This is a genomic window from Bradyrhizobium sp. LB14.3 (assembly GCF_040547985.1).
In the GTDB taxonomy this organism is placed as follows: Bacteria; Pseudomonadota; Alphaproteobacteria; order Rhizobiales; family Xanthobacteraceae; genus Bradyrhizobium.
Map to the genome: position 1 here is coordinate 644,797 of NZ_JBEPQT010000002.1, position 24,224 is coordinate 669,020.

Genomic DNA, 24,224 nt, shown 5'->3' on the forward strand with positions numbered 1-24,224 from the left:
AGTTCCAGGCTCAACGAGGAAGGAGCTTAGCCGGACGAAACCCGTCGCGACCTGCGCTCCAAGCTTAGCGCGGGCGCATCGGAATGACCAGCGCTCCCACTTGGTGAATTGTGTTTCGCATATTTGTGCGATGCATCACATCGAGAATGCAACTGGCGCTCGCCAGCTTGCACCGCGATCGTCGCGCCAGCTAAGCGCGTTGACATGCTATTGACGTCGGGTTCGCGGGGGATCATCTTAAAAACCTAGACGCCCCCAGCAGTGAGCGGTCGCGATCTTTCTCTTGAATGTCGCGACCGGTTGAATGGGCGAGACAAGAGGCGCGGCGATGGCGCATATGTCAGTATAGATGCCAGCACAACAGAAGAGTCCGCCATCGCGACCAATGTGAGCTTCGCCCTGGATTCGTATCCGCAGCCTTCGATGGCGCAGCCTTCGATGGCAAGGATGGATCAGGATGGCTGTCGCACTGATACTGCTTCTGGTCGCGATCGGCTCGGTGCTGTTTCACCTTTACAGCCCGTGGTGGTGGACGCCCATTGCCACTAACTGGAGCTACATCGACCAGACGATCAACATCACATTCTGGATCACCGGATTCGTCTTTACCGCGGTCGTTGCATTCATGGCCTATTGCGTCTTTCGCTTCCACCATAGGGAGGGAAGACAGGCAGACTACAATCCCGAAAACAAAAAGCTTGAATGGTGGCTCAGTATCGGGACCGGCATCGGCGTCGCCGCCATGCTCGCACCCGGCCTGGTCGTCTGGCACCAGTTCGTGACGGTGCCCGCAGACGCCACCGAGATCGAAGTCATGGGCCAGCAATGGCAATGGAGCTTCCGTTTGCCGGGGAAGGATGGTCGGTTGGGCACGTCCGACGTCGGCAACATCAGTCCAGACAATCCGATGGGCCTCAATCGCAGCGATCCGCATGGCCAGGATGACGTCGTGATCGAGAACGGCGACCTGCATCTTCCAACCGGCAAGCCCGTCAAGGTTCTGCTCCGCTCCGTCGATGTCCTGCACGATTTCTATGTGCCGGAATTCCGGGCCAAGATGGACATGGTCCCTGGCATGGTCACCTATTTCTGGATAAGGCCGATCCGAACCGGGACCTTTGATGTTCTCTGCGCGGAACTATGTGGCGCCGCTCATTATCAAATGCGGGCCAAGGTGATCATCGAGGAAGAGAGCGACTATCACGCCTGGCTCGATCAGCAGAAGACGTTTGCCGAATTATCCGGCCCAAAGGCCGTCGTGAGGGCGACGTACCAATCGGGCGGCAAATAGGGAAATGCCGCTGCGAACATGGATCGGGCGCGTGAACCAACTCATCGCCCCCGAAGGAAACGACCGAGGAGGTGCTCTATGGTCGATGTTCCATATGATGGGATCACAGGCATTCCGCCTGCCGAAGTGCCTGAAGTCGAGCTCTACCATCCGAAAAGCTGGTGGACGCAGTACGTCTTTTCGCAGGACGCCAAGGTCATCGCCATCCAGTACTCGCTTACAGCCTCGGCCATCGGTCTCGTGGCCCTGGTGCTGTCGTGGCTGATGCGACTGCAACTGGGATTTCCCGGCACCTTCTCCTTCATCGATGCCAACCAGTACCTCCAGTTCATCACCATGCACGGCATGATCATGGTGATCTATCTGCTTACCGCATTGTTCCTCGGAGGCTTCGGCAACTACCTGATCCCGCTGATGGTCGGAGCACGGGACATGGTCTTCCCCTATGTGAACATGCTGAGTTACTGGGTCTACCTGCTCGCGGTCCTGGTGCTGGCTTCGACCTTCTTCGTGCCCGGCGGCCCCACCGGCGCCGGCTGGACGCTGTACCCGCCGCAGGCGATTCTCTCCGGCACGCCCGGACAGGAATGGGGCATCGTGCTCATGCTGTCCTCCCTGATCCTGTTCATCATCGGCTTCACCATGGGCGGGCTGAATTACGTGGTGACCGTGCTGCAGGCGCGCACCCGCGGCATGACCTTGATGCGTCTGCCCTTGACGGTGTGGGGCATCTTCACCGCCACCGTTATGGCGCTGCTGGCATTCCCTGCGCTGTTCGTTGGCTCGGTGATGTTGCTGCTCGACCGTCTGCTGGGAACCAGCTTCTTCATGCCGTCGCTGGTCGAGATGGGCCAACTCAGCAAATATGGCGGTGGCAGCCCGCTGCTTTTCCAGCACCTGTTCTGGTTCTTCGGTCATCCCGAAGTCTACATCGTCGCTTTGCCCGCCTTTGGCATCGTCTCCGACCTGATCAGCACGCATGCGCGAAAAAACATCTTCGGCTATCGCATGATGGTCTGGGCAATCGTGGCGATTGGCGCGCTCAGCTTCGTCGTGTGGGCGCACCACATGTATGTGAGCGGCATGTACCCATATTTCGGGTTCTTCTTCGCCACGACGACGCTGATCATCGCCATTCCCACCGCCATCAAGGTCTACAACTGGGTCCTGACCCTTTGGCGTGGCAACATACATCTCACGATACCGATGCTGTTCGCGCTTGGATTCATCGTCACCTTCGTGAACGGTGGGCTTACCGGCCTATTCCTCGGCAACGTCGTGGTCGATGTGCCGCTTTCGGATACCATGTTCGTCGTCGCGCATTTCCATATGGTGATGGGCGTCGCGCCGATCATGGTTGTGCTAGGGGCGATCTATCACTGGTACCCGAAGGTCACGGGGCGAATGTTGAACAACGTTCTGGGCCAGTTTCATTTCTGGGTCACGTTCCTCGGCGCCTACCTGATCTTCTTCCCCATGCACTATCTCGGGCTGCTCGGCGTTCCGCGCCGATACTTCGAGCTCGGCGAGGCGGCGTTCATTCCGCCGTCCGCCCACTCGCTCAACCAGTTTATCACCATGGTCGCGTTGACGGTTGGCTTCGCCCAGATGGTGTTCCTGTTCAATCTGGCCTGGAGCTTGTTCGAGGGCGAGCCGTCGGGGGGTAATCCTTGGCGAGCGACGACGCTGGAATGGCAGACGCCGGAGACGCCGCCAGGGCACGGCAACTGGGGCAAGGAACTCCCGGTCGTTTATCGTTGGGCCTATGACTACAGCGTGCCGGGTGCTGCTGAGGACTTCATTCCACAGAACCAGCCGCCCACGACGGGGGCCATTCAGGGAGCTGCTCCGTGAGCGCCGTTATCCTGTTCCTGGGCGTGATCGCGGTCATCGCCGGATGGTGGCTCTCGCAGCAACGGCTGACTGCCAAACCGTGGCTGGAGGCGGGTCCGATCGATGACTTCCCAGGCACGGGCGCAATGACCTGGCCGGCAGCGAAGGTCGGACTTGGCGTATTCCTCGCCGTCGCCGGCTCGCTGTTCACACTTTTCATCAGCGCCTACTCCATGCGCATGAACATGGCGGACTGGCGGACAATGCCCGTGCCGACGGTACTGTGGTTCAACACGGGCGTGCTGGTCATAAGCAGTGTCGCATTGCAATGGGCGTACGTTGCGACGCGCCGGAACGACATCGACGGCGCCATCGTCGGTCTGCTCGCCGCTGGAGGGGCAGCGATCACGTTTCTCGCAGGACAGCTTCTCGCGTGGCAACAGCTGAACGCCGCCGGCTATTTCGTGGCGTCCAATCCGGCCAATGCCTTCTTCTACATGATCACCGCGGTGCACGGGCTGCACCTGACCGGCGGTTTGGTGGCGCTCGGCAGGACCACAGCCAAGGTATGGCACCGTAACGCCGCGACGGCCGAGATGCGCCTGAGCGTGGAGCTCTGCACCATCTACTGGCATTTCCTCCTGCTGGTCTGGGTTGTCCTGCTCGGTCTCCTGACGGGTTGGACGAACGATTTCGTCGACATCTGTCGCCAGTTGCTGAGCTAGGGAGGGTGAAAACAGATGGCTGAGACTGTGCTGACGAATACGGGGCAAGGTGCTGGGCGACTTCCGGGCTGGCAAGGCATCGCCGCGGACTGGGCTTCTGATCAGCGCGCCTTCAAAAACGTGTCCTGGGGCAAAGCCATGATGTGGATCTTCCTCCTCAGCGACACCTTCATTTTCAGCTGTTTCCTCCTGTCCTACATGACGGCACGGATGTCGACGACCGTGCCATGGCCCAACCCAAGCGAGGTCTTCGCGCTTAATCTCGGCGGCAAGGACGTCCCCCTCATCCTGATCGCCATCATGACCTTCGTCTTGATCAGCAGCAGTGGGACGATGGCGATGGCCGTCAATTTCGGCTACCGCAGGGATCGCGTCAGGACCGCAATCCTGATGCTGGTCACGGCAGCATTCGGCGCGACGTTTGTTGGCATGCAGGCCTTCGAATGGACAAAGTTGATCATGGAGGGCGTTCGCCCCTGGGGCAACCCGTGGGGCGCGGCGCAGTTCGGCTCTTGCTTTTTCATGATCACCGGATTCCACGGCACCCACGTCACGATCGGCGTGATCTTCCTGATTGCAATTGCGCGCAAGGTCTTGCGGGGCGACTTCGATGTCGAAAGGCGCGGCTTCTTCACGAGCCGGAGAGGCTATTACGAGATCGTCGAAATCACCGGCCTGTACTGGCACTTCGTCGATCTCGTGTGGGTGTTCATCTTTGCGTTTTTCTATCTTTGGTGAGGTCGGCGCATGACAAATGCCACGGTACACATGGAAGGACAGCTCCAGGCCCATGTGCATGACGCAGTCGCAGCGGCGGCGGCACACGCCAAGGGCCAGCAGCACCCGATCAAACTCTACCTCGTGGTCTGGGCATGGTTGTTCGTGCTCAGCACCTGCTCCTATCTCGTCGACTATTTTGGCCTGCACGGCAGTCTGAGATGGTCGCTGATCCTGCTGTTCATGGTGTTGAAGGCCGGCCTCATCGTTGCCGTCTTCATGCATATGGCCTGGGAGCGGCTGGCCCTGGCCTATGCCATCCTGCTACCGCCGGTCGCGGTGTTGGTTTTTGTGTCGATCATGGTGCTTGAGTCCGAGTACACGCACTTGCTTCGAGTGGTGTTTTTCGCGACGCCGTTGTAGAACCCGCGGGCTCGCCCAAGGCCGGGAATTCACCCCTCGAACGCGTCGATCGACGCTTTGCTCCCACGCGACACCAGCGTCTCGTCCGGGGCGGCTAGCTGCTCGCCTTTGTCGCGAAAGCGGTTGGTGATGGGATAGCGGCGGTCGCGGCCGAAATTCCTGGCCGTCACCTTGACGCCGGGTGCCGCCTGGCGGCGCTTGTATTCGGCGACGTTGAGGAGATGGTCGATGCGCACCACCGTCTCGCGGTCGAAGCCGGCGGCGATGATTTTGTCGAGCGGCTCTTCGCGCTCGATGAGACGCTCGAGAATGGCATCGAGCACCTCGTAAGGCGGCAACGAATCCTGGTCAGTCTGGTTCTCGCGCAGCTCCGCCGTCGGCGGACGTGTAATGATATCGGGCGGGATCACCTCGCCGGCCGGCCCGAGCGCGCCATCGGGCTTCCAGACATTGCGCAAGCTTGCCAGCCGAAACACCTGCGTCTTGTAGATGTCCTTGATCGGATTGAAGCCGCCGTTCATATCGCCGTAGAGCGTGGCGTAGCCGACCGACATTTCCGACTTGTTGCCGGTGGTCATCACCATCAGCCCGGTCTTGTTCGAGATCGCCATCAGCAGCGTGCCGCGGGTGCGGGCCTGGAGATTTTCTTCGGTGATATCCGGCGGCAAATTCTTGAAGATGCCGGACAATATGGTCTCGAACCCGGTCACGGCTTCGGCGATCGGCAGCACCTCATAACGAATCCCGAGATGGCCGGCGAGCTCGCCGGCGTCCGCGATCGAGCTTGCCGCAGTGTAGCGGTAAGGCAGCATCACACCGTGCACCTGATCGGCGCCGAGCGCATCGACCGCGATTGCCGCGCAGAGGGCAGAGTCGATGCCGCCGGAGATACCGAGCAGCACACCGGGAAAGCCGTTCTTGGCGACGTAATCACGCAAGCCGAGCACGCAGGCTGCATAGTCGGCATAGTCGCCCTCGGGCTGCTCCGCGACAGGACCGGTGCAGCGCCAATCGTCGCCGTTTCTGGTGAAGCGCAGTGTGGTGATGCTTTCCGCGAACGCCGGCAATTGCGCCGCGAGCGAAAGATCGCCGTTGAGCGCGAAGGAAGCACCGTCAAACACCAGCTCGTCCTGGCCGCAAACCTGGTTGAGATAGACCAGCGGCAGACCGCTCTCGGTGACGCGCGCGACCGCAACCGACAAACGCACGTCGGCCTTGTCGCGGGCGTAGGGCGAGCCGTTCGGCACCAGAATGATCTCGACGCCGGTCTCGGCCAGCGTCTCGACCACGTTCTCGTAATCCTCGGACTCTTCCAGCCAGATGTCCTCGCAGATCGGCACACCGATCCGAACGCCGCGCACGGTCACCGGCCCCGCGGCGGGGCCGCGCGAAAACAGCCGCTTCTCGTCGAACACGCCGTAATTCGGCAGGTTGCATTTGAAGCGAAGCGCGGCGATACGGCCGCCATCGAGCAGCGCGCAGGCATTGTAGAGTCTGCCCTCCTCCACCCAGGGCGTGCCGACCAGCATGGCCGGGCCGCCATCAGCGGTCTCGCGCGCAAGCGCCTCGATCGCGGCGCGGCAAGCGGCCTGGAAGGAAGGCTTCTGCACGAGATCTTCCGGCGGGTAGCCGGCAATGAACAATTCCGGAAACAGCACGAGATCGGCACCGTCGGACTTGGCCTGCGCGCGCGCGGCACGCGCCTTGGCGGCATTGCCGTCGATGTCGCCCACGGTCGGATTGAGCTGGGCGAGCGTGACCGCGAATTCGTTGAGACGTTCGGTCATGGCCGCCGCGCTCCGATCAGAGCATGATCCGGAAAAGTGTGAAGCGGTTTTCCGAAAAGATCATGCTCAAAACAACAACCTAAAGCGCGATTAGCGCTTTAGAGGAACCCCAACCGCTCGATGATGGCGATGATCCAGAACGCGCCGGCCATCAGGAGCGCAACACCGACCGCGGCCGAGCCCATGTCCTTGACCCGGCCGATCTGTTTGTCGTGATCCATGGTCAGCCGGTCGGCAAGCTTCTCGATCGCGGTGTTGAGCAGCTCGACCACCAGCACGAACGCGACTGAACACACCAGCTCGACCGCGCGCATCGCGGTCGCGCCGACGAACCACGCCAGCGGCAGCGACAAAAGGAGCGCGACAATCTCCTCGCGGACAGCCTGCTCCGACCGGAACGCAAAGGCCAGACCGTTGCGGGAATTGACCGTGGCCTTCAATATCCGCAGCAAGGTCTCAGAGCCCCGCTGCGGCCGGCATCGGCATGACCTTGCCGGCGCGCTCCTGCTTGAGCAGCTCCGCGATCAGGAAAGCCATGTCGATGGATTGCTCGGCATTGAGCCGGGGATCGCAGACCGTGTGATAGCGATCGTTGAGATCCTCGTCGGTGATCGCGCGGGCGCCGCCGATACACTCAGTGACATCCTGGCCGGTCATCTCCAGATGCACGCCGCCGGCGTGCGTGCCTTCTGCCGCGTGGATGGTGAAGAACGACTTCACCTCGGACAGGATGCGGTCGAAGGGGCGCGTCTTGTAACCCGACGTCGAGGTGATGGTGTTGCCGTGCATGGGATCGCACGACCAGACCACCACTTTGCCCTCGCGCTTCACGGCGCGGATCATGTTCGGCAGGTGCTCGCCGACCTTGTCGGAGCCGAAGCGACCGATCAGCGTCAACCGGCCCGGCTCGTTGTCGGGATTGAGCACGTCGATCAGCTTCAGCAGTTCGTCGGGCTTGAGCGACGGACCGCATTTGAGCCCGATCGGGTTCTTGATGCCGCGGAAATATTCGATATGGCCGTGATCGAGCTGGCGGGTGCGGTCGCCAATCCAGATCATGTGGCCCGAGGTCGCGTACCAGTCGCCCGTGGTGGAATCGACGCGGGTCATGGCCTGCTCATAGCCGAGCAGCAGCGCCTCGTGGCTGGTGTAGAAATCGGTGGCGCGCAGCTCGGGGTGAGCCTCGAGATCGAGGCCGCAGGCGCGCATGAAGTTGAGCGCGTCCGAGATGCGGTCGGCCAATTCCTTGTAGCGGCGGGACTGCGGCGAGTCCTTGAGGAAGCCGAGCATCCACTGATGCACGCTGCCGAGATTGGCGTAGCCGCCGGTCGCGAACGCGCGCAACAGGTTCAGCGTCGCCGCCGATTGCCGGTAGGCCATCAGCTGGCGCTGCGGATCAGGGACGCGCGCTGCCTTGGTGAAGGCGATGTCGTTGACGATGTCGCCGCGATAGCTCGGCAGCTCGACGCCGTCGATCTTCTCGGTCGGCGACGAGCGCGGTTTTGCAAACTGACCAGCGACGCGGCCGACCTTCACCACCGGCACGGCACCGGCATAAGTCAGCACCACCGCCATCTGGAGCAGCACGCGGAAGAAGTCGCGAATGTTGTTGGCGCCGTGTTCGGCAAAGCTCTCGGCGCAGTCGCCGCCCTGCAGCAGGAAGGCCTCACCGGCAGCGACTCGCGCCAGCGACTTCTTCAGGTTGCGCGCCTCGCCCGCGAACACCAGCGGCGGAAAGGTCGCAAGCTGCGCCTCGACGTCGGCCAGGGCCTTGGCGTCGGGATAGTCGGGCACCTGTAGCACCGGCTTGCTGCGCCAGGACTCGGGCGTCCACCGCTCGGACATCGCAATCTCTCCGTGAAGCAAAAAGTGCAACCTGATCTGTGAGTTGCGAGGGCCGCCTTATACACAGGCTAATCCTTGGCCGCCAGTTGTAAATCCATCTGGCACTGCAAACCCTTGCGGGAAAAGCCAAATTCGCATTTGCTGGGAACGGCGAGGAAACTGGCAGGATACCTTCTGCCCATGGACGCGGCATTGGACGACGTTTTCGTTGACGAGATCAGCTTCCCGGCGACCGACGGGTATGCGCTGAGCGGCACCCTGTTCCTGCCGCGCGGCACCAAACGCCATGCCGTACTGATCAACTCCGCCACCGCCGCCCTGCGGAAAATCTATCGCGGCTTTGCCTCCTATCTCGCCCATCGCGGCTGCGCGGTCCTGACTTACGACTATCGCGGCATCGGCGACTCCCGGCTGCCGGCGATGGTCGGCTACAACCAGCCGAAATCGCTGGTCGGTTTCAAGGCCTCGATGTCGGACTGGGCCGCGCTCGACGTCACCGCCGCAGTGCACTGGATGCGCGCGCGCTACAGCCCCTTCCCCTGGCCTATGTCGGCCACTCCTTCGGCGGCCAGGCGCTCGGCTGATCGCGAACAACACTGACATCTCGCGCGCCGCGTTCGTGGCCTCGCAGGCGGCCACCTGGCGGCTGATGACGTCGCCGGAAAAATACCGGGTCTTCGCCTTCATGAATTTTGTCGGCGTGCCGCTCGTCCACGCACTCGGTTACGCACCGGGCTGGGCCGGCATCGGCGAGGATTTGCCCAAGGGCGTTTTCCTGCAATGGGCCGAGTGGGTCTCGAGCCCCCGCTATCTGTTCGATTCAAAGCTGCCGGCGCTGGAGAATTTTGCCAAATTCAAAGGCGAGCTGCGCACACTCTGCTTCTCCGACGACCCGTGGGCGACGCGGCCCGCCGTCGAACTGCTTGCGAGCGGGTTCACCGCGATCAAGCCAGAGGTGGTGACGGTCAAACCGTCAGAGGTCAGCGCCAAGGGAATAGGCCATTTCGGCTTCTTCCGCCCCGAGCATCGCGACACGCTGTGGCGCGGCGTGGCGGAATGGATCCAGGGGGAGTGAGGCGGACACTTAGCGGACGATCGTGTTCAGCGACGAGTAGCGCTTGTTCGGCTTGGCTTCGCCCGGCGCGAATTGCGCAAACGCCTCGCTGACGCGGACCGCCGGCGGCGTATCGCCGGCGAAACGAAACTCCTTCGGCCGCGGCGCGTAGAAGCTGCCGCTGTAATAGGCGTCGTCGAAGCGCGCCTCGCCGACCCCGAACAATGCGTCGCACGCGATCAGGAGCGCGTAGACTCCCGCGACCGCGACGACGACCTCCCTGAGAACTGACATGCTGGTGCCCCACCCTGTTGCAGGCAGGATGCACGCCGGTTCCAAAGCCGGGGTTTAAGGTCGCGTGGTTCTTGTCCGCAGGGTTTGCCGCCCCTGAGCGGAATGCAGGCAATTTTACCGATCTCGAAAAAGAGCCCGCCGGATCGGGCGATCAGGCGGGCTCCAGGCTTGGCCGCTCGGGAGGTATCAGACGGCCAGGTTCATCCACACAGCCTTCGGCTCGGTGAAGTTGTCGAGCGCGGCGCTGCCGTGCTCGCGGCCGAGGCCGGAGTCGCGCTCGCCGCCCCAGGGCAGGCGCACGTCGGTGTAGCCATAGGTGTTCATCCAGACCGTGCCCGCGCGCGCCCGCTTGGCGAAGCGGTGGAGCTTGCCGATGTCGCGGCTCCACACGCCGGCAGCCAGGCTGTAGGCCGTGCCGTTGGCGATCCGCAGCGCGTCGGCTTCATCCCTGAACTTGATGACACTGACGACGGGGCCGAAGATCTCCTCCTGCGATATCCGCATCTCGTGCGCGACATTCGCGAACACCGCGGGGCTGATGAAGTAACCACGCTCGCCGACACGTTCGCCCCCGGTGACAAGGGTCGCGCCCTCCTTCCGGCCGATGTCGACATAGTCGAGGATCGACTTCATCTGCTTCTCGGAGATCACGGGCCCGAGCACCGTCTTGCGGTCGAGCGGATCACCGATCCTGAGCAACTTCGCGCGTGCCGCCAGCCGCTCGACGACCTCGTCATAGGCCTTCTCCTGCACCAGCACGCGGGAGCCGGCCGAGCAGACCTGGCCGGCATTGAAGAAGATGCCGGAGGCCGCTGCTTTGGATGCGGCTTCGAGATCGGCATCGTCAAAGATGACGTTGGCCGACTTGCCGCCGAGCTCGAGCGAGACACGCTTGAAGTTGCTTGCGGCACCCTTCATGATTCCACGACCCACGCCGGGGGAGCCGGTGAAGGTGACCTTGTCGACGTCAGGGTGATTAACCAGCGCATCGCCGACGACCCGCCCGGGCCCCGTGACGACGTTGAAGACGCCCGCCGGCAGGCCGGCCTCAAGCGCGAGTTCGGCGATGCGCAGCGCCGACAGCGAGGTCAGCTCGGCCGGCTTCATCACGATGGTGCAGCCGCAGGCCAGCGCCGGCGCAAGCTTCCACATCCCGATCATCAGCGGGAAGTTCCAGGGCACGATCGCCGCAACCACGCCGACAGGCTCGCGCACGGTGTAGGTCAGGGCGTCGTCGCGCACAGGCACGACGTCGCCGCTGATCTTGTCAGCCCAGCCGGCGTAGTAGATCAGCGTGTCGACCGCGGCCGGGAAATCCTGCCGCGAGGTCGCGGCGATCGGCTTGCCGGCATCGATCGACTCGAGTTCGATGATCTCGTCGGCGTGCTGCTTGAGCAGGTCTGCCCAGCGCAGCAGGATCTGGCCCCGCTCGGACGCCCGCATCGTGCGCCAGGCGCCTTCGAAAGCCCGGCGCGCGGCGGCAACCGCATGCTCGACATCGGCCTCGTTGCCTTCGGCGACGACGGCGATGACCTGCCCGGTGGCCGGATTGAGCGATTTGAAGGTGCGACCGGAGCTTGCGGGGACGCGGCGGCCGTCGATCAGCAGATGCTGGGGCCGGGACATGAACTCGGTGGCCGGAGAATGCGCAACATCATATGCAATGGACATCATATTTTTTCCAGTTCTGGAAGATCAGACTAGGCGCATATGTATTGGAGTAAATATGATATGGTTTGCAAATGGACGCCCCACATATGAAGCGTGGTTCATAAGGATAAGAGATGCTTCAGATCGAGATCGAGGCCGTCTGGCGGTTTCGCCGCGAGGGCAATCCGCGCACCGCCATCATCATGCTCGGCGTCCTCAACGAAATCAGGAGGACCGGGAAGATCACCAGCGCGGCCCGCGACGCGCACCTCTCCTATCGCCACGTCTGGAATCTGATCGAGCAATGGTCGGAGTTTTTCGGCACGCCGCTGGTCGAGACCCAGCGCGGCAAAGGCTCGAAACTCACGCCGTTCGGCGAGCGGCTGGTGTGGGCGGGTGAGCGCATGCAGGCCCGGCTCGGACCTCAGCTTGAGAATTTGGCGCAGGAGCTGGCGAGCGAGATCAAGCCGTTCCTCGAGCAGCGCCCGTCGGTGATCCGCGTGCATGCCAGCCACGGTTTTGCGGTCGCAAAACTGCGCGAATTCCTCGACCGCGAGCCGGGCATCGGCGTCGATCTGCGCTATGTCAGCAACCAGCATTCGCTGGTCTCGCTGGCGCAGGGCGCCTGCGATCTCTCCGGCCTGCATCTGCCGCACGGCGCGCTACGGGCCCAGGGCATCAAGGCTGCCCGCGAATGGCTCGATCCGCGCGAGGACCGCATCATCAGTTTCGTCACGCGCGAGATGGGGCTGATGGTCGCGCGCGGCAACCCGCTGCGCATCGCTTCGCTTGATGATCTGACCGGACCAAAAGTCCGCTTCGTCAACCGCGACCACGATTCCGGCACGCGGCTTCTGTTCGACCAACTGCTCGCGGCAAACGGCATCGAGGAGAGCCGCATCAACGGTGCGCAGCAGATCGAATTCACCCACGCCGCGGTCGCAGCCTATGTCGCGAGCGGCATGGCGGATGCGTGCTTCGGCGTCGAAGCCGCCGCCCGGCATTTCGGCCTCGATTTCATCCGGCTCCTGACCGAGGATTATTTCTTCGTCTGCAAGCGCGCGTTCCTGGACACCGGGCCGATGCAGCGCATCCTCGATATCATCCGCAGCGCTGATTTTCGCGCAGCGGTGGCGACCCTGCCCGGCTACGTGCCATCGGACACGGGCACCGTCACCGGCGTGAAGGCCTTTCTGGAGATGCACGCCGTGCGATGATGCATGGCGTGTTCGCCTTGTCCGTGACGGGCAGGAATGCCAATCTCCGCAGCAATGATCCAAGAGAGTCCGTCATGCCGCGCGCGAGCGCCAAATCGGCGCCTGAGAAGGCCGATCGCGCTCAGCCGTGACCGGCCGCCTTGTTGCGGTGGCCGCTCTCGCTGAGGCGGTCGACCCAAGCGATGCCGATCGCGGAGATGATGAAGGTCAGGTGGATCAGCACCTGCCACATCACGCCGGACTCGGTGAAATTGCTGCGCGTCGTGCCGAGATTACCCGCCTCGATGAAGGTCCTGAGCAGCGAGATCGAGGAGATGCCGATGATCGCCATCGCAAGCTTGATCTTGAGCACGCTGGCATTGACGTGGCTGAGCCATTCCGGCTCGTCCGGATGACCGTTCAGGTTCAGGCGCGAGACGAAGGTCTCGTAACCACCGACGATCACCATCACCAGCAGGTTCGAGATCATGACGACGTCGATCAGCCCGAGCACGACCAGCATGATCTGTTGCTCGCTGGCGTCGAACGAGTGCACGACCAGGTGCCAGAGCTCCTTCAGGAACAGCAGCACATAGACGGCCTGCGCGACGATGAGACCGACATAGAGCGGGACCTGCAGCCAGCGCGAGCCGAAGATGAGCTGGGCAAACGGGCCGATTTGCGGCGCCGGCACCGGCTCGGCCGAAAGTGCTTTGGGTTCAGACGTCATTGATCACTCCGGATGATAGGCAGAATCGTTGCCCTACAGGCTCGCGATGACAGGCGCGAGCTCGAGCGAGCCGCGATAGATCATCTCGAAGGCGACGTAGACGATGATAGCGAGACCGACATAGCCGATCCAGCGCTGCTTCTGAAGCACGCGGCCGAGCAAATCGGCAGCGACGCCCATCAGCGCGACCGACAATAGCAGGCCGAAGGCGAGGATGTAGGGATGCTCGCGCGCCGCGCCCGCGACCGCGAGCACGTTGTCGAGCGACATCGAGATGTCGGCGGCGACGATCTGCACCGCCGCCTGCCTGAAGGTCTTGCGCGGAGCGGCAGCAGCGCTCCCGTCGCCGCCATGGCTGAACGCGAGCTCGTTCGCATGCGCGGCCTGCTCGCGCAGCTCCCGCCACATCTTCCAGCAGACCCAGAGCAGCAGCACACCGCCGGCGAGCAACAGCCCGATCACTTGCAGAAGCTGGGTCGCGACGCCGGCAAAGACGATGCGCAAGGCGGTGGCGGCGATGATGCCGACGACAATGGCGCGCCGGCGCTGCTCGGCCGGCAGGCCGGCTGCGGCAAGGCCGATGACGACGGCGTTGTCGCCGGCGAGCACGAGGTCGATCAGGACGACCTGAAGCAGCGCGGTCAGCGCTTCGGTGGTGATGAATTCAGTCATGATTGATCGTTTTTAGGTGCCGACGGATCGAGCCATTGCGGCTTCTTCCGCTCGACCCAATCCAAAACCTTGCCGCGCGCGGATCGCAACGCGGGCACGTCTTCCGCGAGCAAAGCGAGGCCGAGCGGCAGCATCCAGACGCCGAGCACCGGCAGGAAGGAGAGCACGCCGCCGACAATGAGCAGCGCGCCCGAGGGGATTCTCACCCAGCGGCTGGACGGCTTGAGCAGATAGGTGACGGTGTCGCCCATGCGCGGCGGCAGGCGCCGGACAAGCTTGTCGAGACGCGGGTCGCCGCCGGCCATCTGGCCGGTAGCGCCCGAAGCCCCTATCTTATCCTCGTCCGAAACTGCGCTCATGCTTACTCCTCGGCGGCAATGCGCTGTTCGGCACGCACTGCACCCGGCGCCACCTGCTTTGCGCGCGGTAGCACCAGCGTCAGCAGGCGCAACAGCTTGATCGCCTGCAGTTCATGGGGATGGACGTCCTCGTCCGCGGCCGCGACGCGCTCCGACAGTTCCATCAAATGAGCCGACAGCCGCAGGTCCGAGACCGGACGCAGATTGTCGATCACCACATTGGCGAAATCCGGTTCCTCGAGTCGTTCGGCAAGCTCGTCGAACATCGCATAGAGCCGGTCGTCCGGGATGTGCGGTGCCAGCTTGCGATCCCGGATGAAACGGACGACCTCGTCGCGTTCGACCGGTGAAACTTGCCGGTCGGCGACCGCAACCAGCGCGCCGACGATCACCAGCGCCACCGCAGCCTGCTCGTTCAGGCTGGACGGCTCGGTGATCTCGATTTCGATCGGATTTGAATGCTTGGCGTCAGACATCGTTGCTCCCTTATCTTGCGAAATGACCGCACGGAGCTGCGATGGGGACGATTGGGTCGGAGAGACTCTCAAGAAGGCCCGACGATCGGCCGATCCATCGCATTCGCGCGGGACAGGTCATCCGACATCACGAGGTTTTGCCGACAGCGTCGACTTCCTCGCCAGAGGGGCCCGGATTCTTGTTCCTTTCACACATAAAGATGGGCCTGTCGGAATCAAGGCGACGACACTGCGACCAGCCGCCGCATCGGGTTCCGTGTTGGTCTGTTTGGCAGACGCACCGTCATTGCGACGAAGCCCGTGTTACTCCACCCGCTCGACAAGATGCGCCCGCGAGGGCGACCGCTCGAACTTGTCGCCAAAATACTGCGTCTCCTGCGCCACCAGACCGTCGCGGAATTCCATGATGCTCACCACGTAAGACGGCACCCCATCATACGTCAGCACGAATTCGCTCACCCACAGATCGCCGCCCCCGACGATGCGCCGAACTGTGAAGCGCTTCTTGTTCGGCTGCACGAAGCGGCTCTCCTGAATGTTCCTGCGGCCGCGGATGCGCTCGCCGGACTGCGGATAGTCGAGCACCGCGTCCTCGCGATAGATGTCGTGCTCGGCCTCGAAATCGTTGGCGTCCGACGCGTCCCAATGACGCTGGAGCGCGGCCAGCTTGCCCTGATCATCCATCGCGATCTCCCTCTTTGCGGACTTTGTCTCGTGACGCCCATCTGAAATTGGCCTGAGGGCCGCCGGTGGCAAGGCTTGCTCGCAACGTCTAACAACGCCTAACGAGCCAAAAACCCGGTCCGGGTGCAAGGATGACGGCAGAGCCGCGCAGTCACGGTTGGGAACACGCAATGGCACGTTTGCTTTCGGTCAATGTCGGCCTGCCGCGCGACGTCGCCTGGCAGGGAAGGACCGTCCACACCGGTATCTGGAAGGCACCAGTCAAAGGCCCGCGCAAGGTGCGCCGGCTCAACATCGATGGCGACGGCCAGGGCGATACGGCCGGTCATGGCGGCGAGCATCGTGCCGTATTCGTCTATCAGGACGATTCTTATCGATACTGGCAGGAACATCTGGGTCGATCGAACCTCGTTCATGGCGAGTTCGGTGAGAACTTTACGGTCGAGGGCCTTGCCGACAGCAACGTGTGCATCGGAGACCGCTACAGGATCGGCTCGGCCCTGTTCGAAGTGACGCAGCCGCGCGTCACCTGCTACCGGCTCGGCATTCGCATGGACGAGCCGGACATGGCGGCGCTGGTGGTCAGGCACGGCCGGCCCGGGTTCTATTTTCGTGTGATCGAGGAAGGCGACGTCGAGGCCGGTGACGAAATCATTCAGATCGCCGTGGGGCCCGAGCGCATGAGCGTGTTCGAGATCAATGCGCTGCTTTACCTGCCGCCTCATCCGCGCGAACGCCTGGAGCGGGCGCTGCGGATTCCGGCGCTGAGCCGCGGCTGGCACCGCTCTTTCGAGGCGCTGCTCGAGCAGCGCAAGGAGAACAAAGCGGCGGGAAACGCCGGGCTCGGATCGGCGGCGAGCCCACCTCCGGCCTGGCGCGGATTCCGGCCGTTTCACGTAGCCCGCAAGATCGCAGAAAGCGGCAACGTGACGTCGCTGATCCTCGAACCCGTCGACGGACATCCTGTGGCCGCCGCCCTGCCCGGTCAGTTCGTCGTTGTCCGACTCGGGCCGCTGGCTGCGCAAGCGATGACGCGCAGCTATTCGCTCTCGAGCGGCTCCGATGCCGCGCCCTATCGGATCAGCATCAAGCGCGAATCGCACGGTGCCGCCAGCCGTTACATCGCCGATGATCTCGGAATTGACGACGTCGTGCAGGTCGGTGCACCCCGCGGCAGTTTCACGCTCCGGCAAGATGCGCGCCCCGTCGTCCTGTTGAGCGCCGGAATCGGCGTGACGCCGGTGCTCGCAATGCTCCACGCGCTCGCCGCTGAAGAGACGACGCGGGACGTCTGGTGGCTTCACGGCACTCGCGACGGCCGCAAACATGCGTTCGCCGCCGAGGCGCGCGAATTGCTAAGTGGGCTCGCTCATCACCATAGCCACGTCTGTTACAGCGCGCCTGACCCGGGCGATCGTCTCAATGTGGAGTTCGATACAGCCGGACATCTGGACGCACGCCTGCTCCAGAGTCTCAGCGTGCCACGTGACGGCGATTTCTATCTGTGCGGACCGGCCGCTTTCATGAGCGATCTGAAAGCTGGCCTAACCACGTTGGGCGTCGCGCCGGATCGCATCCACACCGAATTGTTCGGCGCCGGACCATCCTTGACGCCCGGCATAGCGTCCTCCCCGCAGAAGCGAGCGCACTCGCCGGCCGGCGCCCCCGGCCCCGGCCCGATGGTTTCGTTCGTCCGAAGTGGACTCAATGTGTGCTGGGGACCGGCCTACGCCAGCCTGCTGGAGCTGGCCGAAGCCTGCGACGTCCCCGTGCGCTGGTCGTGCCGGACCGGCGTCTGCCACAACTGCGAGAGCGGACTGATCGCGGGAGCGGTCAGCTACGCGCCGGATCCACTCGACCCGCCAGCGGAGGGCAACGTCCTGATCTGCTGCTCGCGGCCCCGAAGTGATGTCGTGATTGATCTGTGAAAGTGGAGACTCATTATGCGAGTCGGCGCCCGGTCTCAGGGCGCTGTGGGACCAGGGCCGCAAGGAGCATTTTTATCCCTACGGCAAGGCTTACGTCGAAACTCTCGGCGAACCGGACTGGAACCACATTCCGACATCGTCCGCTCGGGCGAATGCCGGCTTGGAATGTGGATGATCCAGATGAAGACCAATCCCGCTCCCCGGGCCGGCCGCATGGGCGCGCGCCAGATCTACGATGCCCTGAGGGATCAGATTTTGGCGCGGGTATACGGGATCGACGGGTTGCTGCCGTCCTCGCGCGCGCTTGCCGGCGAGATGGGTGTGGCCCGCTCGACCGTCAGCGTCGCCTACGAACAGCTCGCCGCCGAAGGCTTTATCGAGACACGCCATGGCGCGCGGCCGCGTGTGGCTCGCGCCATCGTCGAGCGAGGACGCACGCGCGTGGCGTCGGGGCCGTCGGCGCGGAAGGTACGGCCGTCGGTCTTCGGCGAGCGGTTGCTTCGGGACCCGCTGCGCAGCTGCGCGGAATCGTCGGCGTGCGCATTCCCGTCGTGCGGTTCGAAGGCAAGCGCAAGATGAGCCAGAACCGTCCCGAGGCCGACCGTGTCGGCGTCGCGCAAGGACTTGCGGCGAGCGAGAACGCGCTTGATCGGGAGGTTGCGCCCCTCATTCCGGTGCCGATGTGAGCGAAGTTCGGCGCGCCGAGGCGCGCTTGAATAGTTGCAGGGCGGCGTCGTTTCGATCCGCATGTAGCAGACCGGAGCCATCCTGGCGTCAGGCTGCCGTGGACATGGCGAAGTGGGCCGACAGTCCGTACGGCAAGCCCGAGCGGACTGTCCGTCGGTCGTTCGAATGAATGGCATCAGACACCCGGCCGCTGGCACTTGCTGATCGGCGCAGCTGCACGTCCGCGCAGGACGTGCCGACAAATTAGACAAGACGCGTCTCGTCACTGGATCTGCAGGCTTGGCGAAGAGGGCCATGCAGGCCCGTGAAGCGGGTCATCTAACATCAGGTGCAACCTCGATTTTTCTTGGCGTGGCGGCGAGCCGAAGAGCCCGCGTGCTGCGCGTCACCTCGACTGGCCCAAATTTCGCAAGGCAGCATCAAGCCTGATTCCCTGCTCTCCCACGATTGGAGCGGCAAGATGCGTGCGCCGAGAGACCGGGTGAGCGGCCCAGAATCGGAGAATGCCATGAACGTGCATGCCGCCGGCGATCTCAAATTCACCGGGCTGACCCGCCCGGACGGCGCGCCCGTTCGCCTCAACGCTCGGGATTTCGTGGCGATCGATCGCGACCGGAATGCGAAGTTCGAAGCGACGTACCGGCCGCAAGCGCTCTACAATCGCGCCAACGAAGGCTTTCACGCCAACAACGAAACCTTCCTGCTGCACGAAGTCGCGACCAATCTGCCGATCTACCGTCCGGACACCGGCCCTACCGATTTCCACCTGCATCTTCCGCCGGGCGGCTTTCAGCTCGTGCTGGTCACCTCCGGCGCGTTCACCTTCGACTATGACGGGCGCTTCCACAGTGTCGGCCCTGGCGCGGTGATGTTGCAGAGCGCGATCGTGCACCGCCAGCTGTTCTACACCTGGTCGGGACTGTCGACCGAAGAGAACCTGAAGACGCCGCAGACGGTGGTGCCGGATCCGATTTCCATGGGCTATTCGGGCAAATTCCTCGAAGCCTTCGTGACCGATCCCACCACCTTTCCAAACCCGAGCATCGTCGGCCCGGACCAGATCAACGAGGCCGAGACGCCGCGTGTGGCCTGGAGCCACTCACTGCATGATCGCCCGGCCGATGCAGGCTTCTGGCTTCAGGATCCCCTGGCGCTGGATGCGCTGTTCAAGCCGTTCACCGACAGCCCTGTCAAATCGGCGATGCCGGTCTATGTGCGCGATATCGGGATCGAGGCCCCGAGCGGCCATCTCGTCACCGGCCACATCATCGCGACCGACCCGCGTGGCCAGTCACTTTTGCCGAAGAGCACATCGGCTGCAGCCGATGGTAGCTGTTTGGCCAAGGGCGAGGTTGCGATCTATCGCGTCATTCGCGGCACGGCTGAATTCAAGAGCAAGGCCGGCGAGACCTTTGAGCTCGCGGCTGGCGATGTGGTGACCGCCGGCAACAACGCGATCAGCCTCACAGGCATCGGTGACAACACGCAAGTTCTCCGGCTCGGCCTTCTCAAGGGCATGAACGACCTTCGCAGCTGGACGCCGACGCAGCGCGACGAGATCGACGGCCTCGCCGGCCAGATCATCACGCAGAAGGACATCCGTCCCCTGCGCACCGAAGGCAAGCAGGTCGGGTATCTGTACGGCTGAGCGCGGGGGTTACTCCGCCGCCTGGCGCACATGCCGCGCGGTCGGGGTGCGCATCGTGACGAGCTCTTCGGCCGCGGTCGGATGCAGCGCAATGGTCGCGTCGAAATCGGCCTTGGTCGCCTTCATCTTCACCGCAATCGCGACTGCCTGCGTGATCTCGGCCGCGGCATCACCGACGATGTGACAGCCGAGCACGCGATCGGAGGCACCGTCGACGACGAGCTTCATCAGCACGCGGGTATCGCGGCCCGACATCGTCGCCTTGATGGGGCGGAACGTCGTCTTGTAAATGTCGACATGGCCAAATTGCGCCCGCGCCTCGGTCTCGGTGAGGCCAACGGTGCCGACCTCCGGCTGCGAGAACACGGCGGTCGGGATGGTGGCGTGATCGACCTGCACCTCGCGCTTGCCGAACACGGTATCGGCGAACGCATGGCCCTCGCGGATCGCGACCGGCGTCAGGTTGAAGCGGTGGGTGACGTCGCCGATCGCATAGATGCTGTCGACCGAGCTCCTCGAGAAATGATCGACCGCGATGCCGCCATTCCTGGGATTGATGGCGACGCCGGCCTTCTCCAGGCCGAGATTGGCCACCGCCGGATGGCGGCCGATCGCGAACATCACCTGGTCGGAGGCAAGGCTCGATCCGTTCGACAGATGCGTGGTGAACTCCTCGCCGTGCCGATCGACCTTCGCTACCGTGCAGCCGGTGAGGATGGTGATGCCCTGCTTCTCCATCTCGGCCCGGACGTGCGTGCGAACATCCTCGTCAAAGCCGCGAAGGATGTTGTCGCCGCGATAGATCACGGTGACGTCGGAGCCGAAGCCGGCGAAGATGCCGGCGAATTCCAGCGCGATGTAGCCGCCGCCCTGGATCACGATCCGCTTCGGCAGCTTGGTCAAGTGGAAAGCTTCATTGGAGGAGATCACGTGCTCGATGCCGGGGATCGAGGCGCCGTGATTGGGCGCGCCGCCAGTGGCGATCAAAATGTATTTTGCCGTGATCTTCTTGTCGTTTTCGAGCAGGCGGACGGTGTGCTTGTCCTCGATCACCGCACGGCTCTTCACGACCTGCGCACCCGCCTTCTCGACGTTGGCAGTGTAGATCGCCTCGAGCCGGGCGATCTCCCTGTCCTTGTTGGCGATCAGTGTCGGCCAGTCGAAGCTGGCAGGCGGAACGGTCCAGCCGAAACCCGCGGCATCCTCGATTTCATGACGGAAATGCGAGCCGATCACGAACAGCTTCTTCGGCACGCAGCCGCGGATCACGCAGGTCCCGCCCATGCGGTACTCTTCCGCGATCGTCACACGGGCGCCGTAGCCGGCCGCGATGCGGGCGGCACGCACGCCGCCCGAACCACCACCGATGACAAAGAGGTCGACGTCGAATTCAGCCATTGTCCACTCCGACCTCTTTCAGCAACTCCTGATCAGATAGTATCTGTCAGATCTCCTTGCCACGCTTGCGCATCTCGGCGCGGAAGTTGCCCATCACGGTCTCGGAGAAATTTTGGGCCCAGGAGTTCATGAAGGCCATGCTCAGCCCGATTGCGCGCGGCTCGGCCTCGATCAGCTTCTTGCCCAGCGGCGACTTGTAGAAGGTGACGAGATCCTTCAGCTCCTGCTCGGTGAACTCGCTGGCATAGACCTGCGCCATGCCGTCGCCGATTTCGCTCTCGCGGCCCTTGAGCTGCTGGGCGACGACCTGTGCGACCTCGTTGAGGTCCTTCTGGTAGTTGAGGTTCTGCTGGATCAGCGTGATCTTGGTCTTCTCGACCATGCCGGGCACCGCGTTGGCGTACATCGCGCCGGCGTTCTTGATCGCCAGGATCTCCTTGGCGGCCGCGATGGCGCTCGGTGAGGATTTCGGCGGGGCCGCCTGCTGGGCGAGCGCCGGGGCGGCCGAGAGGGCCAGTCCCACAGCGAGAGTCACGACCGGCAAGAACTTCAAAACGCTCTTCATTCCTAGTCTCCTTTCGGCTTTCGCCGTTCAACCACGCGGATTCCCTCGCCACCCGCCAAAACAGCCGAGCTGGCCAAGCCGATAAACAACCCATGCTCGACCACGCCGGGGATCGCGCTCAACGCCTTGGCGAGGCGGGGCGGATCCACGATCTGTCCGAGCTGGGCATCGACGATCCAGTGGCCGCCATCGGTGACGAAAACGTGGCCGTCCTTGCCTTTGCGGACCGCCATTTGCCCGGAAACGCCGCATTCCGCAAATGCCTTCTCGATCGCACGCCGCGTTGCGCCGAGCCCGAACGGGATGACCTCGACCGGCAGCGGAAAGCGGCCGAGCGTCGGCACCCACTTGGTGTCGTCGGCAATCACGATCATGCGATCGGAGGCGGCCGCCACGATCTTCTCGCGCAAAAGCGCGCCGCCACCGCCCTTGATCAGGTTGAGCGCGGGATCGATCTCGTCGGCGCCGTCGACGGTGATGTCGAGATGGTCGATCGCGTCCAGCGTGGTCAGCGGCACGCCGCAGCGCTCGGCATCGAGCCGCGTCGCCTCGGAGGTCGGCACGCCGATCACCTTCAGCCCGGCGCGGACCCGCTCGCCGAGCAGCTCGACGAAATGTTTGGCGGTCGAGCCGGTGCCGAGCCCGAGCTGCATGCCGTCACGGACATCCTCGAGGGCGCGCGCCGCAGCCTGCCGCTTCAACTGGTCCATGTTCACGATGCGCCCGCCTCTGGATTAGGGAGTGTGCCGACGATAAAGCTCGCTTGCGGCGGCCTATGTAGCCCCGTTTCCCCTCGGAGAACAGGGTCTGGGAACAGCTCTATAATCTGATCTTATGGCGCCGCCCCTTGCGCCTATACGGCCAGGCCGGTAGCGCTGGGATCATGACCTCTCCTCACACCATCGTCTTCGATCTCGACGGCACGCTTGTGGATACGGCGCCCGACCTGATCACCGCGCTCAATTACGTGCTCGACCGCGAAGGGCTGCCGCCCGTGCCGATGGCCTCGGCCCGCAACATGATCGGCGCCGGCGCCCGCAAGCTGATCGAGCGGGGGCTGGAGGCCGAGGGCCGCAGCGTCACGCCCGCCGACATGGACCGGCTGACGGCAGATTTCATCGTCTATTACGCCGACCATATCGCCGTCGAATCCCGGCCCTTCGAGGGGCTGGAAGCCGCGCTCGACCATTTTGCGGCCCAGGGCCATCGCCTCGCGGTCTGTACCAACAAGCTGGAATGGCTGTCGAAGCGGCTGCTGGACCAGCTGGACCTGAGCCGGCGCTTCGCGGCGATCTGCGGCGCCGACACTTTTGGCGTCCAGAAACCCGATCCGGCCATTTTTCGCGAAACGGTGGCGCGGGCCGGCGGCGAGGTCAAAGCCAGCATTATGGTCGGCGATGCCGGACCCGATGTCGGCGTGGCCCGGCGCGCTGGAGTTCCCGTGATCGGGGTCAGCTTCGGCTATACGGACGTGCCGATCGCCGAGCTCAAGCCGGACCGGCTGATCCATCACATGCGCGACCTGCCGGCGGCAGCCCACAGCCTGATGACGGCGTAAGAACACATCAAGCCACTGAAATCACGTGGTTATTTTTCTGTACCTGCGTTAACCATCTATTAATTATGCGCGGCCCGCCGGTTGCTTGCCTGGAACGACGCTCCTAGGTTTAGCCGGGGATGTGGCGGTTCGTCGCAGCAGAAGTGGATGGTCATGCGTCGTGTCATCGCGATTGCGTTAACTGGGGCAAGCCTCCTGGGGGCAACAAGCCTCGCCGGCTGCTCCTCGATGTCCTGGGACGTGTTCAAATCGGCCCCGCCGACGGTCCAGGTCCGGCTCGAATCCAATCCTCCGGGTGCTGACGCCACAACCTCGCTCGGTCCGGGCTGCAAAACCCCCTGCTCCGTCTCGGTTCCGGCCGCCGACGCCTCCTTCATGGTGGCTTTCGCCCTGCCAAAATATCAGCCGGCGAGCGTGCCGGTGAACGTCATCAAGAATCCCGGCGATTTCACCACACCCGCCTCGGTCACGACCGACCCGAGCCCGGTTTTCGCTGAACTCCAGCCGGCCACCCCGCCAAAACCGGTCCGCAAGCCGCACCGGCCCAAGAAGCCGAAACCGGCGGCTTCCGCCGCACCGGCCGCAGGTTCGCCGTTCCCCGATCCGAATGCCGGCAAGCGCTGACCTCCGTTATCCCCCCAATTGTCTCTGACGCCTCTGATGCTTAGATTGCTTCCAGAGCACCGCTGACGCAAAGCTGCGCC

23 protein-coding genes and 3 pseudogenes are annotated in these 24,224 nt (G+C 63.4%); 13 read left to right on the top strand and 13 right to left on the bottom strand.

Annotated elements, in window-relative coordinates:
- The first annotated feature begins 457 nt into the window (after nt 1–457).
- From ABIB00_RS06875 to ABIB00_RS06895, 5 genes are all read left to right on the top strand, one after another.
- Nucleotides 458–1,291: a cytochrome c oxidase subunit II gene (locus ABIB00_RS06875; RefSeq protein WP_247340812.1), complete on the top strand. Its 834-nt coding sequence runs from the start codon at nt 458–460 to the stop codon at nt 1,289–1,291.
- 78 nt (nt 1,292–1,369) lie between these two features.
- Entirely contained in the window at nt 1,370–3,145 is a 1,776-nt protein-coding gene (locus ABIB00_RS06880) for a cbb3-type cytochrome c oxidase subunit I (RefSeq protein ID WP_354103820.1), read from the top strand.
- Nucleotides 3,142–3,849 carry a cytochrome c oxidase subunit 3 gene (locus tag ABIB00_RS06885; protein ID WP_247446708.1) on the top strand — a complete coding sequence of 236 codons (708 nt, stop codon included), beginning with the start codon at nt 3,142–3,144 and terminating at the stop codon, nt 3,847–3,849. The genes ABIB00_RS06880 and ABIB00_RS06885 overlap by 4 nt, the downstream gene beginning before the upstream one ends.
- Nucleotides 3,850–3,864: 15 nt before the next feature.
- Nucleotides 3,865–4,587: a heme-copper oxidase subunit III family protein gene (locus tag ABIB00_RS06890; RefSeq protein ID WP_247340816.1), complete on the top strand. Its 723-nt coding sequence runs from the start codon at nt 3,865–3,867 to the stop codon at nt 4,585–4,587.
- 9 nt (nt 4,588–4,596) lie between these two features.
- Entirely contained in the window at nt 4,597–4,989 is a 393-nt protein-coding gene (locus tag ABIB00_RS06895; protein ID WP_247340817.1) for a cytochrome C oxidase subunit IV family protein, read from the top strand.
- Between the two features lie 29 nt (nt 4,990–5,018).
- Here the strand turns inward: ABIB00_RS06895 and ABIB00_RS06900 are convergent, their stop codons facing one another.
- From ABIB00_RS06900 to ABIB00_RS06910, 3 genes are all read right to left on the bottom strand, one after another.
- Nucleotides 5,019–6,776, bottom strand: a complete 1,758-nt coding sequence (locus tag ABIB00_RS06900; RefSeq protein WP_354103821.1) for an NAD+ synthase — start codon at nt 6,774–6,776, stop codon at nt 5,019–5,021.
- A 98-nt stretch (nt 6,777–6,874) separates the two neighbouring features.
- Nucleotides 6,875–7,228, bottom strand: a complete 354-nt coding sequence (locus tag ABIB00_RS06905) for a diacylglycerol kinase (RefSeq protein ID WP_247340819.1) — start codon at nt 7,226–7,228, stop codon at nt 6,875–6,877.
- 4 nt (nt 7,229–7,232) lie between these two features.
- Nucleotides 7,233–8,621: a class II 3-deoxy-7-phosphoheptulonate synthase gene (locus ABIB00_RS06910; RefSeq protein ID WP_354103822.1), complete on the bottom strand. Its 1,389-nt coding sequence runs from the start codon at nt 8,619–8,621 to the stop codon at nt 7,233–7,235.
- Between the two features lie 180 nt (nt 8,622–8,801).
- Between ABIB00_RS06910 and ABIB00_RS06915 the strand changes: the two are divergent.
- A pseudogene (locus tag ABIB00_RS06915) lies at nt 8,802–9,696 on the top strand (alpha/beta hydrolase family protein).
- A 9-nt stretch (nt 9,697–9,705) separates the two neighbouring features.
- Here ABIB00_RS06915 and ABIB00_RS06920 read toward each other — a convergent pair.
- Together ABIB00_RS06920 and ABIB00_RS06925 are read right to left on the bottom strand one after the other, a co-directional pair.
- The gene (locus tag ABIB00_RS06920) at nt 9,706–9,969 is read right to left on the bottom strand and encodes a hypothetical protein (RefSeq protein ID WP_354103823.1); all 264 of its coding nucleotides are present in this window, start codon (nt 9,967–9,969) and stop codon (nt 9,706–9,708) included.
- 186 nt (nt 9,970–10,155) lie between these two features.
- Nucleotides 10,156–11,640, bottom strand: coding sequence for an aldehyde dehydrogenase family protein (locus tag ABIB00_RS06925; protein WP_354103868.1), 1,485 nt, complete (start codon nt 11,638–11,640; stop codon nt 10,156–10,158).
- 113 nt (nt 11,641–11,753) lie between these two features.
- On the opposite strand from ABIB00_RS06925, the gene ABIB00_RS06930 reads away from it, so the two are divergent.
- Nucleotides 11,754–12,836, top strand: coding sequence for a substrate-binding domain-containing protein (locus ABIB00_RS06930; RefSeq protein WP_354103824.1), 1,083 nt, complete (start codon nt 11,754–11,756; stop codon nt 12,834–12,836).
- A 121-nt stretch (nt 12,837–12,957) separates the two neighbouring features.
- On the opposite strand, the gene ABIB00_RS06935 is transcribed toward ABIB00_RS06930, so the two are convergent.
- From ABIB00_RS06935 to ABIB00_RS06955, 5 genes are all read right to left on the bottom strand, one after another.
- Nucleotides 12,958–13,545, bottom strand: coding sequence for a TIGR00645 family protein (locus tag ABIB00_RS06935; RefSeq protein ID WP_354103825.1), 588 nt, complete (start codon nt 13,543–13,545; stop codon nt 12,958–12,960).
- A gap of 33 nt (nt 13,546–13,578) precedes the next feature.
- Nucleotides 13,579–14,217 (bottom strand): TerC family protein, encoded by a 639-nt coding sequence (locus tag ABIB00_RS06940; RefSeq protein ID WP_354103826.1) that lies wholly within the window; start codon nt 14,215–14,217, stop codon nt 13,579–13,581.
- The gene (locus ABIB00_RS06945) at nt 14,214–14,576 is read right to left on the bottom strand and encodes a hypothetical protein (RefSeq protein ID WP_354103827.1); all 363 of its coding nucleotides are present in this window, start codon (nt 14,574–14,576) and stop codon (nt 14,214–14,216) included. Before ABIB00_RS06945 ends, ABIB00_RS06940 begins: the two co-directional genes overlap by 4 nt.
- Before the next feature lie 2 nt (nt 14,577–14,578).
- The gene (locus ABIB00_RS06950) at nt 14,579–15,052 is read right to left on the bottom strand and encodes a TerB family tellurite resistance protein (RefSeq protein ID WP_247446700.1); all 474 of its coding nucleotides are present in this window, start codon (nt 15,050–15,052) and stop codon (nt 14,579–14,581) included.
- 303 nt (nt 15,053–15,355) lie between these two features.
- On the bottom strand, nt 15,356–15,736 hold the full coding sequence (locus ABIB00_RS06955) for a nuclear transport factor 2 family protein (protein WP_247340830.1): 381 nt from the start codon (nt 15,734–15,736) through the stop codon (nt 15,356–15,358).
- A gap of 170 nt (nt 15,737–15,906) precedes the next feature.
- Here ABIB00_RS06955 and ABIB00_RS06960 point away from each other — a divergent pair, with 170 nt between their 5' ends.
- The 4 genes and pseudogenes from ABIB00_RS06960 (at nt 15,907) to ABIB00_RS06975 (ending at nt 19,999) form a co-directional block, all read left to right on the top strand.
- Entirely contained in the window at nt 15,907–17,664 is a 1,758-nt protein-coding gene (locus ABIB00_RS06960; protein WP_354103828.1) for an MOSC domain-containing protein, read from the top strand.
- Nucleotides 17,665–17,835: 171 nt separating this feature from the next.
- A pseudogene (locus ABIB00_RS06965) lies at nt 17,836–18,180 on the top strand (GntR family transcriptional regulator); the annotation flags it as partial.
- Nucleotides 18,174–18,350: pseudogene (locus ABIB00_RS06970) on the top strand (FMN-binding negative transcriptional regulator); the annotation flags it as partial. The pseudogenes ABIB00_RS06965 and ABIB00_RS06970, both read left to right, overlap by 7 nt.
- 509 nt (nt 18,351–18,859) lie before the next feature.
- Entirely contained in the window at nt 18,860–19,999 is a 1,140-nt protein-coding gene (locus tag ABIB00_RS06975; RefSeq protein WP_247340832.1) for a cupin domain-containing protein, read from the top strand.
- A gap of 9 nt (nt 20,000–20,008) precedes the next feature.
- Here ABIB00_RS06975 and gor read toward each other — a convergent pair whose 3' ends face one another.
- From gor to rpiA, 3 genes are read right to left on the bottom strand one after another with little or no spacing between them, the layout of a single operon-like run.
- Nucleotides 20,009–21,397 (bottom strand): glutathione-disulfide reductase, encoded by a 1,389-nt coding sequence (gene gor, locus ABIB00_RS06980; RefSeq protein WP_247340833.1) that lies wholly within the window; start codon nt 21,395–21,397, stop codon nt 20,009–20,011.
- Nucleotides 21,398–21,443: 46 nt separating this feature from the next.
- The gene (locus ABIB00_RS06985; protein ID WP_247446692.1) at nt 21,444–21,962 is read right to left on the bottom strand and encodes a DUF2059 domain-containing protein; all 519 of its coding nucleotides are present in this window, start codon (nt 21,960–21,962) and stop codon (nt 21,444–21,446) included.
- 2 nt (nt 21,963–21,964) lie between these two features.
- The gene (rpiA, locus tag ABIB00_RS06990; protein ID WP_247340835.1) at nt 21,965–22,678 is read right to left on the bottom strand and encodes a ribose-5-phosphate isomerase RpiA; all 714 of its coding nucleotides are present in this window, start codon (nt 22,676–22,678) and stop codon (nt 21,965–21,967) included.
- Nucleotides 22,679–22,845: 167 nt separating this feature from the next.
- Here rpiA and ABIB00_RS06995 point away from each other — a divergent pair, with 167 nt between their 5' ends.
- Together ABIB00_RS06995 and ABIB00_RS07000 are read left to right on the top strand one after the other, a co-directional pair.
- On the top strand, nt 22,846–23,520 hold the full coding sequence (locus ABIB00_RS06995) for an HAD family hydrolase (protein ID WP_247340836.1): 675 nt from the start codon (nt 22,846–22,848) through the stop codon (nt 23,518–23,520).
- Between the two features lie 153 nt (nt 23,521–23,673).
- On the top strand, nt 23,674–24,144 hold the full coding sequence (locus ABIB00_RS07000) for a hypothetical protein (RefSeq protein WP_354043805.1): 471 nt from the start codon (nt 23,674–23,676) through the stop codon (nt 24,142–24,144).
- Nucleotides 24,145–24,224: the final 80 nt, after the last annotated feature.

Bases quoted from the DNA above. Each gene is read 5' to 3' on its own strand.
- ABIB00_RS06875 (WP_247340812.1), top strand. From the start codon at position 458: ATGGCTGTCGCACTGATACTGCTTCTGGTCGCGATCGGCTCGGTGCTG.
- ABIB00_RS06880 (WP_354103820.1), top strand. From the start codon at position 1,370: ATGGTCGATGTTCCATATGATGGGATCACAGGCATTCCGCCTGCCGAA.
- ABIB00_RS06890 (WP_247340816.1), top strand. From the start codon at position 3,865: ATGGCTGAGACTGTGCTGACGAATACGGGGCAAGGTGCTGGGCGACTT.
- ABIB00_RS06895 (WP_247340817.1), top strand. From the start codon at position 4,597: ATGACAAATGCCACGGTACACATGGAAGGACAGCTCCAGGCCCATGTG.
- ABIB00_RS06900 (WP_354103821.1), bottom strand. From the start codon at position 6,776: ATGACCGAACGTCTCAACGAATTCGCGGTCACGCTCGCCCAGCTCAAT.
- ABIB00_RS06910 (WP_354103822.1), bottom strand. From the start codon at position 8,621: ATGTCCGAGCGGTGGACGCCCGAGTCCTGGCGCAGCAAGCCGGTGCTA.
- ABIB00_RS06920 (WP_354103823.1), bottom strand. From the start codon at position 9,969: ATGTCAGTTCTCAGGGAGGTCGTCGTCGCGGTCGCGGGAGTCTACGCG.
- ABIB00_RS06925 (WP_354103868.1), bottom strand. From the start codon at position 11,640: ATGTCCATTGCATATGATGTTGCGCATTCTCCGGCCACCGAGTTCATG.
- ABIB00_RS06930 (WP_354103824.1), top strand. From the start codon at position 11,754: ATGCTTCAGATCGAGATCGAGGCCGTCTGGCGGTTTCGCCGCGAGGGC.
- ABIB00_RS06935 (WP_354103825.1), bottom strand. From the start codon at position 13,545: ATGACGTCTGAACCCAAAGCACTTTCGGCCGAGCCGGTGCCGGCGCCG.
- ABIB00_RS06940 (WP_354103826.1), bottom strand. From the start codon at position 14,217: ATGACTGAATTCATCACCACCGAAGCGCTGACCGCGCTGCTTCAGGTC.
- ABIB00_RS06945 (WP_354103827.1), bottom strand. From the start codon at position 14,576: ATGAGCGCAGTTTCGGACGAGGATAAGATAGGGGCTTCGGGCGCTACC.
- ABIB00_RS06950 (WP_247446700.1), bottom strand. From the start codon at position 15,052: ATGTCTGACGCCAAGCATTCAAATCCGATCGAAATCGAGATCACCGAG.
- ABIB00_RS06955 (WP_247340830.1), bottom strand. From the start codon at position 15,736: ATGGATGATCAGGGCAAGCTGGCCGCGCTCCAGCGTCATTGGGACGCG.
- ABIB00_RS06960 (WP_354103828.1), top strand. From the start codon at position 15,907: ATGGCACGTTTGCTTTCGGTCAATGTCGGCCTGCCGCGCGACGTCGCC.
- ABIB00_RS06975 (WP_247340832.1), top strand. From the start codon at position 18,860: ATGAACGTGCATGCCGCCGGCGATCTCAAATTCACCGGGCTGACCCGC.
- gor (WP_247340833.1), bottom strand. From the start codon at position 21,397: ATGGCTGAATTCGACGTCGACCTCTTTGTCATCGGTGGTGGTTCGGGC.
- ABIB00_RS06985 (WP_247446692.1), bottom strand. From the start codon at position 21,962: ATGAAGAGCGTTTTGAAGTTCTTGCCGGTCGTGACTCTCGCTGTGGGA.
- ABIB00_RS06995 (WP_247340836.1), top strand. From the start codon at position 22,846: ATGACCTCTCCTCACACCATCGTCTTCGATCTCGACGGCACGCTTGTG.
- ABIB00_RS07000 (WP_354043805.1), top strand. From the start codon at position 23,674: ATGCGTCGTGTCATCGCGATTGCGTTAACTGGGGCAAGCCTCCTGGGG.